This is a genomic window from Kribbella antibiotica (assembly GCF_004349055.1).
Classification (GTDB): domain Bacteria; phylum Actinomycetota; class Actinomycetes; order Propionibacteriales; family Kribbellaceae; genus Kribbella; species Kribbella antibiotica.
Window position 1 is genome coordinate 1 of record NZ_SMKX01000226.1, and the last position, 11358, is coordinate 11358.

Genomic DNA, 11358 nt, shown 5'->3' on the forward strand with positions numbered 1-11358 from the left:
GCTCGGTTCGCATCATCGGCCCGGATGCCCGGATGCCCGGATGCCCAGATGCCCGCGGGCGCGATGCGCGAGCCGGCTTAACCCTCGTTTGCGCGTCGTCGGCGAAGCTGCGGACGACTGACCACCTCGCAACGTCCGAAGAGTTGCAGTACGTCGGAGGCAGGTCTTCGGGCGTTGGGAAGGGTGCCGGGTTTTGTCGGAGGGGGGCGGTAGATTTCCTTTATGAGCGAGGAGATTCCGGCGGCACCGGTGGAAGTGCGTGAGCGGCATGCTGCCCTGAGCAACGAGATCGAGGAGCACCGGGCGAAGTACTACCTGGGCAGCTCGGTCATCTCCGATGCCGACTTCGACGCGTTGATGCACGAGCTGCAGGCGATCGAGGAGCAGTACAACGAGCTCCGGACACCGGATTCACCGACGCAGAAGGTCGGCGTGCCGATCTCGACGCTGTTCGCGCCGATCGAGCACCCGATGCGGATGGAGAGTTTGGGCAACGCGTTCTCCGCCGAGCAGATGGAGGCCTGGGCGAAGCGTCTTGAGCGGGAGGTGACCGTTCAGCAGATCCACGAGTCGGGCTTTCTGTGTGAGCTCAAGGTTGATGGTCTCGCCCTCGACCTGGTCTACGAGAACGGCCGCCTGGTCAGCGGCGGGACGCGCGGCGACGGCCGGACCGGCGAGGACGTGACGCAGAACGTCCGGACGATCAAGGGCATCCCTGAGCAACTGCGGGGCGATGACGTGCCCGCGTTTCTCGAGGTCCGCGGTGAGGTCTACTTCCGGGTCGAGGACTTCACCGAGCTGAATGCGCAGCTGGTCGAGGCAGGCAAGGACGTCTTCTCCAACCCGCGCAACGGCGCGGCCGGATCGTTGCGGCAGAAGGACCCGCGGGTGTCGGCGAGTCGGCCGCTGCGATTCGTGGTGCACGGCCTGGGCAAGGTTGAGGGACACCGGCTCGGGCGGCTCTCTTCGGCGTACGAGCAGCTCAAGGCGTGGGGCCTGCCGGTGAGCGATCGCGCGCGCCGGGTCGAGACGCTGGCCGAGGTCAACGAATTCATCGCGTACTACGGCGAGAACCGGCACTCGGTCGATCACGAGATCGACGGGGTCGTCGTGAAGGTCGACGAGATCGACCTGCAGCGGGCGCTCGGGTCGACGTCGAGTGCGCCGCGCTGGGCGATCGCGTACAAGTACCCGCCGGAAGAGGTCACCACCAAGCTGCTGGCCATCGAGGTGAATGTCGGCCGCACCGGCCGCGTGACCCCGTACGGCGTGATGGAGCCGGTGCGGGTGGCCGGGTCCACGGTGGAGTTCGCGACGCTGCACAACGCCAAGGAGGTCGCGCGCAAGGGCGTCTACCCGGGCGACACCGTTGTCCTGCGGAAGGCCGGCGACGTGATCCCGGAGATCCTCGGGCCGGTTCTCGACCTCCGGCCGGACGACGCCGAGCCGTGGGTGATGCCGACGACCTGCCCGTCCTGCGGGACCGAGCTGCGGCCGATGAAGGAGGGCGACATCGACATCCGTTGCCCGAACTCACGCTCCTGCCCGGCGCAACTGCGCGAGCGATTGTTCCACCTGGCCGGCCGTGCCGCCTTCGACATCGAGGTGCTCGGCTTCAAAGCGGCCGACGCTCTCATCGGCGACCAGCTCATCGTGGACGAAGGCGATCTCTTCGGCCTGACGGCCGACGACCTCGTGCGCAGCTCCTTCTTCGTCACGAAGGCAGGCGCACTCTCGGCGAATGCGGCGAAGCTGCTGACGAATCTTGAGCAGGCCAAGACTCAACCGCTGGCGCGTGGACTGGTCGCGCTGTCGATCCGGCACGTCGGTCCGACGGCTGCCCAGGCGCTCGCCGCGGTGTACGACGACATTGACGCCGTACGGGCTGCGAGTGAAGAGGAGCTGTCGGAGATCGAGGGGGTCGGGCCGACCATCGCCCACGCCGTGATCGAGTGGTTCGCGGTGGACTGGCACCAGTCGATCGTGGACAAGTGGAAGGCCGCGGGCGTCGTGATGCGGCAGGAGCGGACCGGGCCGACGGTTGAGCAGACGCTGACCGGGGTATCGGTGGTCGTCACCGGGACGGTCGAGGGATTCAGCCGCGACGAGGCGACCGAGGCGATCGTGTCTCGTGGTGGCAAGGTGGCCGGGTCGGTCTCGAAGAAGACGTCGTTCGTCGTGGTCGGTGACTCGCCGGGATCGAAGTACGACAAGGCGGTTCAGCTCGGGGTACCGGTCCTGGATGCGGCCGGGTTCCGGGTGCTGCTGGACGACGGCGCCGAGGCTGCGGTCGCGGTGGCGAGCACGCAGGAGGCAGAAGAGTCTTAAGAAGTTGCCCGCCGGGTGGATCCGACTGGGGCGCTGGTCCGTCCGACTGTTAGTTTTTGCACGTCCAACGTGGGTTACAAGGGAGCAAATATGACGACGCCGCCACAGGGACCGTGGGGTTCCGGGCAGCCGGGCGGAGAGCCGGGCGCCCAAGGAGGTCAGGGTGGCTGGGGACAACAGCCTCCTGCCCAGGGTGGTGGTGGCTGGGGCCAGAACCCGCAGCAGCCGCAGGGCCAACCTCCGCAGCAGGGTGGTGCCGGGTGGGGTCAGCAGCCTGGACGCCCGCAGCCCGGTCAGCCTCCGCAGCAGGGCCAGCCTCCGCAGCAGGGTCAGCCTCCGCAGCAGGGCCAGCCTGAGCAGGGCCAGCCCGGGGGCTGGGGCCAGCAAGCTGGTGGGCAGCAGCCGTACCAGCAGCAGGCTTGGGGACAGCAGGGCGCCCAGCAGGCTGGCTGGCACCAGCAGCAGGGCGGTCAGCAGCCGTGGCAGCAAGGCCCCGGCAGCCCCAAGGGATCCGGTGGCAACAAGGACAAGATGCCGCTGTTCATCGGTGGTGGCGTGGCCGCCATTCTGGTGATCGTGCTGGTCATCGTCCTGGTCGTGCGTGGCCTTGGTGGCGACGACAAGCCGACGGCCAACGACCCTGGTACCTCGCAGCCGACCGGCGGCACTTCGGAGCCGACCGGCGGTACCACCACCGGTGGCGGCGACGTCAAACCCGCTACCGGTCAGGCGCAGAACGTCTCGACGAAGCTCGAGGCGATCGGCTACCAGTGCAGCGACCTGTTCTCGACCGATGCCGGTTCGCACCGGGGCTGCTTCAAGTACGAAGGTGCCACCGAGGCCGACGCGGTCTTCCAGTCCACCAAGGACGGCACGATCATCAGCCTCCAGCTGAAGTCGAGCGACGACGAGAACGTCAACAACGCGGGGGTCACCTTCGACGCCGCGCTGCAGGCGCTCGGCAACGACACGTTCGGTGGCAGCGAGGTCAAGAAGGTCCAGGAGGCGGTCAAGACCGGGCAGAAGTCCGAGAAGATCGGCACCACCTGGGGCGAGTTCCAGCTCAGCAACAACGGCACCCTGCGGTTGTCCGGCCACAAGTCCGGTGAGGAGTCGTTCCGGATCCCGGACCAGACCTTCCAGACCACGGAGGCGCAGCTGAAGTCCGCGCTGGGCGCGAAGGGCTACGACTGCAAGAGCACCTGCAGCAAGAAGATCGGCGACTTCGGGTCGCAGCGGATCTACGGCTACGGCGGTTCCAGCGGTGGCCTGCGGTCGGTCGAGCTCAGCCTGACCGGGCGCGAGGGCGACGTGAAGGCGGCCTGGCCGAGTCTGGTCGGCGACGCCTTCGGCACGCTGAAGGGTACGGACACCGCCAAGCTGCGCGAGTTCGTCGAGAAGCACAACGACGGCAAGCCGTCGGTGGCCTACGTCGCCGGCTGGCGGGTCGAGGTCAGCCCCAACGACCGGGACGACTATTTGTCGCGACGGATTAGCATCGGGCGAGAGCTTTACTACGCGTGAGCCGACCGACGGAGATCTGATGAAGCTGCCCCGGGAGAAGCGGGACGAACAGGCGGTGGTCGCACCACCGCCTGAGGCCCAGCAGCGCATCGAAGGCGGTGGGGCCTGGGGCCCCACCCAGTTCGATCTCCCGGATCGCAGCGGCAGCAACAGCCAGACGATCCTGATCGTTTCGCTCGTCGGCGCCCTGGTGCTGCTGGTCCTCGCCGGGCTGTGGACATTGGTCTACTTCCGGGTTGGTTAGCCCGGAAGTAGACCTCGCGTCGAATGTCAGGCGGTCGCGCGGATGGTGACTGCGAGTGAGGCGAGGTAGCTCAGGCGAGCGACCTCCGAGCCGAGGAACTCCGGCCCGCCGCGACGGCCGACCAGGATGATCCGGCGGTCGGAGTCCAGCGGAGCCGCGACCAGCACGGACTCGGCCAGACCCTTGTGGCCGGCCGGGGGATCCAGAATGGTGGCCTTCTCCAGCGGCAGCCAAGCGGACGCGACATCGCCGAACTCAGGCGTGGCGCTGGTCTCGAGGACGACCTTCACGTCGGAGCCGGTCCCGTCCAGCAGCACGGCCCAGTCGGCGTGCAGCACCGCCGGGCTCTGCTCGATCAGAAGGTCGATCGCGTCGGACGGGGCAGAGGTCATCTGCTCAACCGCTTCGAGGTCCATGTGCAGTCCGCCGCCGGCGCCGTACCGGGAGAACCAGATCACCTCGACGTCGTCCACGCTGTTGCAGGCCGAGACCAGCCGGTCCGGCAGTACGCCGGGTGGCAGGTCGACCACGATGTCGTCGACGGCGGTGCCGTTCTCACGGCGGTGCTCGACGATCTCGATGGCGTGGATGTCGGCGTTCACCTCACCGAGGGCGGTGGCCACGGTCCCGAGGGATCCGGGCCGGTCCGGGATGATCAATCTCAGCAGAAACACCGAACGATCATCTCCCAGCCGATCACCTTGCACATAACGCCCTGTCGCCGCCCATGTTACAGAGCGGAGCCCGCAACACGCCCGGGCCCTGGCGAAGCGTCCTGTGCACACGGCGGGGGACGAGGAAATAAACCTGTCACAGCCGCCCCCTAAGATGGCCGGGGTAACACGCGAAAGTCTTCCCGTGTTATCTCCAGCTACTGCAGACACATTGGATCGGTTCATGCCATCGATTACCCGCGAAGAGGTTGCGCACCTGGCGCGACTGGCGCGGATCGAGCTCAGCGATGCCGAGCTCGATCACCTCGCGCCACAGCTCGACCAGATCATCACCCTGGTCGGGCAGGTCAGCCAGGTCGCGGCGGACGACATCCCGCCGACCTCGCACGCCCTGCCGCTGACGAACGTGATGCGCGAGGACGAGAACGTCCCGTGCCTCACCCCGGAGCAGGCGCTGTCCGGCGCCCCGGCAGCCGAGGCGCAGCGATTCCGGGTGCCGCGGATCCTGGAGGAGGACTGACATGAGCGACCTCACCAGGAAGACCGCGGCTGAGCTCTCTGAGCTGATGGCGTCGAAGCAGGCCAGTTCGGTCGAGGTGACGCAGGCGCACCTGGATCGGATCGCTGCCGTTGACGGCAGTGTGAAGGCGTTCCTGCACGTCGACACCGAGGGTGCGCTGGCGCAGGCCGCGGCCGTGGACGCCAAGCGCGCAGCCGGCGAAGAGCTCGGCCCGCTGGCCGGTGTTCCGCTGGCGCTCAAGGACGTGCTGACCCAAGAGGGTGTGCCGACGACCGCCGGCTCGAAGATCCTCGAGGGCTGGAAGCCGCCGTACGACTCGACGGTCGTGAAGCGGCTCAAGGCCGCCGGGATCGTCATCCTCGGCAAGACCAACATGGACGAGTTCGCGATGGGCTCCTCCACCGAGAACTCGGCGTACGGGACGACGCACAACCCGTGGGACCTGACCCGGATCCCGGGTGGTTCCGGTGGTGGATCGTCCGCGGCCATCTCGGCGTGGGAGGCCCCGCTCGCAATCGGGACCGACACCGGTGGGTCCATCCGGCAGCCGGGCGCATTCACCGGCACGGTCGGTGTGAAGCCGACGTACGGCGGGACTTCGCGGTACGGCCTGATCGCGCTGGCGTCCTCGCTCGACACCCCCGGCCCGTGTGCCCGGACGACGCTCGATGCGGCGCTGCTGCACGAGGCGATCGCCGGGTGGGACCCGATGGACTCCACCTCGATCAACCAGGACGTGCCGCCGGTGGTTGCGGCCGCGCGCAACGGTGACGTGTCCGGTCTGCGGATCGGTGTCGTCAAGGAGCTCGGTGGCGACGGCTACCAGCCGGGTGTCGAGGCTCGCTTCCACGAGGCGGTCGAGCTGCTCACGAAGCTTGGCGCCGAGGTCGTCGAGGTCTCCTGCCCGCACTTCGAGTACGCGCTCCCGGCGTACTACCTGATCCTGCCGAGCGAGGCCTCGTCCAACCTGGCCAAGTTCGACGCCATGCGGTACGGCCTGCGCGTCGGCGACGACGGCACGAACAGCGCCGAGACCGTGACCGGCCTGAGCCGCGAGGCCGGCTTCGGTGACGAGGTCAAGCGCCGGATCATCCTCGGCACGCACGCGCTGTCGAGCGGTTACTACGACGCGTACTACGGCCAGGCGCAGAAGGTGCGGACGCTGATCGCCCGCGACTTCATCAAGGCCTACGAACAGGTCGACGTACTGGTCTCGCCGGCGACGCCGACGACCGCGTTCGCGATCGGCGACCGGATCAACGACCCGATCGCCATGTACAAGAACGATCTCTGCACGATCCCGTCGAACCTGGCGGGCAACGCGGCAGCATCCTTCCCGTGCGGCCTGGCCGACGAGGACGGGCTGCCGGTCGGCTTCCACGTGATGGCACCGGTGATGCGCGACGACCTGCTGTACACGGTGGGCGCTGCGCTCGAGTCCGCGCTGGCCGAGAAGTGGGGCGGCGTACTGATGTCGAAGGCTCCGGAACTGGTGGTGAACCGATGACCGCGGATGTTGTCGCAATCGACGATGCCCTCGCGCAGTACGACCCGGTCATGGGTCTCGAGGTGCACGTCGAGCTGAACACCAAGTCGAAGATGTTCTGCGGCTGCCCGACCGAGTTCGGCGCCCCGCCGAACACGCAGACCTGCCCGGTCTGCCTCGGTCTGCCCGGCGCGCTGCCGGTGGTGAACCGGCGCGGCGTCGAGTCCGCGATCAAGATCGGCCTCGCGCTGAACTGCGAGATCGCCGAGTGGTGCCGGTTCGCCCGGAAGAACTACTTCTACCCGGACATGCCGAAGAACTTCCAGACCTCGCAGTACGACGAGCCGATCGCGTTCAACGGCTGGTCCGAGGTCATCGTGGACGGCGAGACCTATCGGATCGAGATCGAGCGCGCCCACATGGAGGAGGACACCGGCAAGTCCACCCACGTGGGTGGCGCGACCGGCCGCATCCAGGGCGCCTCGCACTCGCTGGTCGACTACAACCGGGCCGGCATCCCGCTGATCGAGATCGTCACCAAGACGATCGAGGTCCCGCCGGCCAAGGCCGCTGCGGTCGCCCGGGCGTTCGTGAGCCAGTTGCGCGATCTGCTGCTGGCGCTGGATGTTTCGGACGTCCGGATGGACCAGGGTTCGCTGCGCTGTGACGCGAACGTGTCGCTGAAGCCCTCCGGTACGACGGTTTTGGGGACGCGGACCGAGACCAAGAACGTGAACTCGTTCCGCTCGGTCGAGCGCGCCATCACCTACGAGATCACCCGGCAGGCCGCCGTACTGAACGCCGGCGGCAAGATCCTGCAGGAGACCCGCCACTGGCACGAGGACACCGGCATCACCACGTCGGGCCGGGAGAAGTCGGACGCCGACGACTACCGGTACTTCCCCGAGCCGGACCTGGTCCCGGTTGCGCCGTCGCGCGAATGGGTCGAGGAGATCCGGGCGACCCTGCCCGAGGCGCCCTCGCTGCGCCGCGTGCGCTTGCAGGAAGACTGGGGTTTCACCGACCTCGAGATGCGCGACGTCATCAACGGCAACGCACTGGAGCCGATCGTCGCCACCACTTCGCTCGGTGTTTCGGCAGCCGCGGCCAAGAAGTGGTGGCTCGGTGAGCTCGCCCGCTTCGCCAACGAGTCCGGCACCGACCTCGATGCCCTCCCGGTCGGCCCGGCCGAAGTTGCCGAGGTGCAGAAGCTTGTCGACGAGGGCACCCTCAACGACAAGCTCGCCCGCCAGGTCTTCGAAGGCCTGCTGGCCGGTGAAGGCACGCCGGCCGAGATCATGGAGAAGCGCGGCCTGGCCCTGGTCTCCGACGACGGTCCCTTGCTGGAAGCCATCGACCGAGCCATCGCCGCCAACCCTGGCGTCGTGGAGAAGGTCAACTCCGGCAAGCCCGCCGCAGCCGGCGCCCTCATCGGCGCCGTCATGAAGGACATGCGCGGCCAGGCCGACGCAGCCAAGGTCCGCGAGCTCCTGAACGCAAAACTAGGGATCTAGTCCGGTCAAGGTGGTGGGGCCCAGCGCCCCACCACCTTGCCGCGTACCCACGCGGCACTCGACTGCGCGGACCTTGTCGTTGGGAAGGGCCTACCGACAACACACCGCCGCCACTCGATGTCCCCGCACACGGTGAACCCAGTCGGCGACCTTGCTGCCGAGCGGACGTACGCCAATCACCAAGTGCCGTCGACAGGGGTCGGTGAGCCGGGGCTGAGCCTGGTTGTCGAGGTGCTTCGAGAGTTGATGAGTGGGGGCGGTCCGCCGATGCGCGGCCTACTCACCGATCTGCGGATCGATGGGCAGGCGTTCGGTGCGGAAGCGCGTTCGCAGGCGGGCGACGTCCACCTCGGGTAGGCGCGCCTCGATCACATCGTAGGTCTCTTCGACCAGTTGACGTAGTACGCAGGTGGCTTGCACCGGGGGAGCGGTGAAGACTGTCCGCAGCCGTTGCGCTAGGTCAGCCGGCGCGTGGGTGAGCTCCGCCTGCATTGCGTCCAGGCGTTTGAACGCGAGGACATGGCCGCTGTAGCGGCCGTTGACGGCGTGAAGCACGGACAGACCTCGACGTCCGACCATCGATCGGCATCACCCCGAGCGGTGGATCCGCCGAGCATGACCGCGTCTACGCCGTCGGTTCCGGCATAGGCGGCCAGGACAGGAGCTACCGCCGTACGCCGGAAGTGGGTGTGATCCATGCAGATCAGGCCGCGTTTGTTCGCGCCGTTTTCTTCTTCGCGCGGGCCTTGCGGGTCGTCTGTGCAGGCTGCCGGCGTGCAGGAGGCTTCTGCTCAGCGGCAGGCTCCTCGGGCGTCGGCTCTTCAGCCACCGGCTTCGCGACCGCAGGCTCCTGGGGCGCGGGCTTGCCGTCCTCGTGCAGCCGGGGTCGCTCGACCACGGGCATCGTGAGCGTGGGTTCCTCGGTGACGGGGGTCGCGAGTTCGGGCTCAGGCTCCGACTGTGCGGTCGCCTTGGGGGCAGGCCGCGGCTCACGCTCGACGTCCCGCCGCGGGGGCGGCTCTACCAGGTGCCGGGACACTGCTACGGGCTCCGGCTCTACGACTGGCTCGGGCTCGATGACTGGCTCCGGCTCGGCGACCCGGCGTACGGGCGGTTCGGCCAGCAACTGTGACGTGAGCGCTGGCTCCGGTTCAAGCTCCGGCTCTGTGCCCAGCAGGCTGAGCGCCACCGACACGTCCTCCACGACGCACCGGACCTCGTAGTACGACGGTGTGATCACCTCGATCGCCGGCGCATCCGGCCGGTTGCGCACGAGACCCTGGAACAGACCCCACAGCGCCCCGACCAGCACGCCGTACACGAAACCCCACAGCAACACCGAGAACGCGGTCAGCGTCGTCTCCGCGACCAGCGTCACGAACACGCCGCTCAACACCCCGAGCAGGGCGCCCGCAGCGGCGCTCAGAAAAGTCCGCCGTACGACGGGAACCGCGGCCTGTCTACGCGACAGCCGTAGCTCGGCACCGACCACCTCCAGGCTTCGTGAGTCCATCCCGTAACTCCGCAGATAGTCGACTGTCTGCTGAGCATCCGTGAAGGTGCTCGCCGAAGCGACGACACTGCTGGGGACGACTGACGCCTGATTGGGCCGCATTACCAACTCCTCCGAAAACGTGCGGTGTAAGGGTTTCCTTCCACTAGTACCAGACGGCCGAAATCCTCAAACGGTTGACGGCTCAGATGTCAGTCACACAACAACTTTCCTTCAGCCGTTCATCACCCGATGGTCACCCGCAGGATCCGATCGTCGCCCTCTCGGCTCTCGCCGCGCCCATCGGTGTTCGACGTCGTGACCCACAACGATCCGTCCGGCGCAACCTCCACCGTCCGCAACCGCCCGTACTCACCCTCGAAGAACGCCTGCGGCTCACCAACCCGCTTCCCACCCGCAACCGGGATCGCCCACAACCGCTCACCGCGCAGCGACGCCATGAAAATGTGGCCCTTGGCGAACGCCACCCCACTCGGCGACGCCTCGCTCGTCTTCCACTGCGCGATCGGGTCGACCATCCCGTCCAGCCCCTCGATCCCCTCCGCGGCCGGCCAGCCGTAGTTCGACCCGGGCGTGATCGCGTTCAGCTCGTCCCACGTGTTCTGCCCGAACTCCGCGGCGTACAGCTGACTCCCGTCGAACGCGAGCCCCTGCACATTCCGATGCCCCTTGGTGATCCACAACCTGTTGCCGGGGTTGCCCGGCGCCGCCTTGCCCTCGGTCGTGATCCGCAGCACCTTCCCACCTAGCGAGTCGTCGTTCTGCGAGTTCGGCCGATCCCCACCGTCGCCGGTTCCGACGTACAAGAACCCATCAGGCCCGAACCGCAACCGCCCACCGTTGTGAATCGCCGCCTGCGGAATCCCCTCCAGGATCGTGGTCTGCCCCGACAACCGCCCGTCCTGGTAGCTCAACCGAGCAATCCGGTTGTCGCTACTCGTCGAGAAGTACGCATACACGTACGCCGCCTTCGGGTCGACCGCGAGCCCCAGCAACCCACCCTCCGACGAAGCATCCACCCCCTCGACGGTCCCGACCTCAGTCGCCTTCCCGTCCACAACCCGCTTCACCTTCCCCGAGTCGCGCTCAGCCACCAACGCACTCTTGTCCGGCAAGAACGCGAGACCCCAAGGCACCTGAACCCCCGACACCACCGTCGAAGCCACAGTCAACTTCACCTGCCCCACCGACGCGGCCCCCGTCGTACCGGAGCTTGTCGGCGATGGCGTCGGCGCCGCACCCCCCTCCGAGCACCCCGCCACAAACGCCAACGCAGCCACCGTCGCCACAACCCGTCCAACCACGCCGTCTCCTCAAGTAGCAGGTCCCCCCAAGCTATCGCCCCACCCCAGCCACAAGCCCATGCTGAGCCCACCGCCACGTAGTCTCGATCCAGATCGTCGAGTGGGCGCGACCATCAAAACGGCCTGAGCCGCCCCGGCGTGTCCGGAGGCTTCGTTAGGTGTTAACCGGCCTCGGCGAGACGGGTTCGGTGAGTGTAGTGAGTCTGCTCGGCCTGGATTGGTGTCAGGTCTTGGATGGATCCGTGGGGCCG

10 protein-coding genes are annotated in these 11358 nt (G+C 67.6%); 6 read left to right on the top strand and 4 right to left on the bottom strand.

Translation table 11 applies throughout. The annotated features are described in order from the left end of the window. The first annotated feature begins 222 nt into the window (after window positions 1-222). The 3 genes from ligA to E1263_RS40075 all read left to right on the top strand — a co-directional run bounded on the left by ligA (window position 223) and on the right by E1263_RS40075 (window position 4096). The gene (gene ligA, locus E1263_RS40060) at window positions 223-2328 is read left to right on the top strand and encodes an NAD-dependent DNA ligase LigA (protein WP_132177295.1); all 2106 of its coding nucleotides are present in this window, start codon (window positions 223-225) and stop codon (window positions 2326-2328) included. Between the two features lie 90 nt (window positions 2329-2418). Next, complete coding sequence (locus tag E1263_RS40070) at window positions 2419-3852, top strand: hypothetical protein (RefSeq protein ID WP_202869288.1); 1434 nt, start codon at window positions 2419-2421, stop codon at window positions 3850-3852. A 19-nt stretch (window positions 3853-3871) separates the two neighbouring features. Further along, on the top strand, window positions 3872-4096 hold the full coding sequence (locus E1263_RS40075) for a hypothetical protein (protein WP_132177297.1): 225 nt from the start codon (window positions 3872-3874) through the stop codon (window positions 4094-4096). 26 nt (window positions 4097-4122) lie between these two features. On the opposite strand, the gene E1263_RS40080 is transcribed toward E1263_RS40075, so the two are convergent. Further along, the gene (locus tag E1263_RS40080) at window positions 4123-4770 is read right to left on the bottom strand and encodes an ACT domain-containing protein (RefSeq protein ID WP_132177299.1); all 648 of its coding nucleotides are present in this window, start codon (window positions 4768-4770) and stop codon (window positions 4123-4125) included. Between the two features lie 223 nt (window positions 4771-4993). Here E1263_RS40080 and gatC point away from each other — a divergent pair, with 223 nt between their 5' ends. Genes gatC through gatB form a run of 3 tightly spaced genes read left to right on the top strand, consistent with a single transcriptional unit; the run spans window position 4994 to window position 8290 of the window. Then, the gene (gene gatC, locus E1263_RS40085) at window positions 4994-5290 is read left to right on the top strand and encodes an Asp-tRNA(Asn)/Glu-tRNA(Gln) amidotransferase subunit GatC (RefSeq protein ID WP_132177301.1); all 297 of its coding nucleotides are present in this window, start codon (window positions 4994-4996) and stop codon (window positions 5288-5290) included. 1 nt (window position 5291) lies between these two features. After that, window positions 5292-6797 carry an Asp-tRNA(Asn)/Glu-tRNA(Gln) amidotransferase subunit GatA gene (gene gatA / locus E1263_RS40090; RefSeq protein ID WP_132177303.1) on the top strand — a complete coding sequence of 502 codons (1506 nt, stop codon included), beginning with the start codon at window positions 5292-5294 and terminating at the stop codon, window positions 6795-6797. Further along, window positions 6794-8290: an Asp-tRNA(Asn)/Glu-tRNA(Gln) amidotransferase subunit GatB gene (gene gatB / locus E1263_RS40095; RefSeq protein WP_132177305.1), complete on the top strand. Its 1497-nt coding sequence runs from the start codon at window positions 6794-6796 to the stop codon at window positions 8288-8290. Before gatA ends, gatB begins: the two co-directional genes overlap by 4 nt. A gap of 276 nt (window positions 8291-8566) precedes the next feature. Here the strand turns inward: gatB and E1263_RS40100 are convergent, their stop codons facing one another. The 3 genes from E1263_RS40100 to E1263_RS40110 all read right to left on the bottom strand — a co-directional run bounded on the left by E1263_RS40100 (window position 8567) and on the right by E1263_RS40110 (window position 10981). Then, window positions 8567-8869, bottom strand: a complete 303-nt coding sequence (locus E1263_RS40100; protein WP_132177307.1) for a hypothetical protein — start codon at window positions 8867-8869, stop codon at window positions 8567-8569. Between the two features lie 124 nt (window positions 8870-8993). Next, window positions 8994-9905 carry a hypothetical protein gene (locus E1263_RS40105; RefSeq protein ID WP_132177309.1) on the bottom strand — a complete coding sequence of 304 codons (912 nt, stop codon included), beginning with the start codon at window positions 9903-9905 and terminating at the stop codon, window positions 8994-8996. A 122-nt stretch (window positions 9906-10027) separates the two neighbouring features. After that, entirely contained in the window at window positions 10028-10981 is a 954-nt protein-coding gene (locus E1263_RS40110) for a PQQ-dependent sugar dehydrogenase (protein WP_238162010.1), read from the bottom strand. Between the last annotated feature and the right edge of the window lie 377 nt (window positions 10982-11358).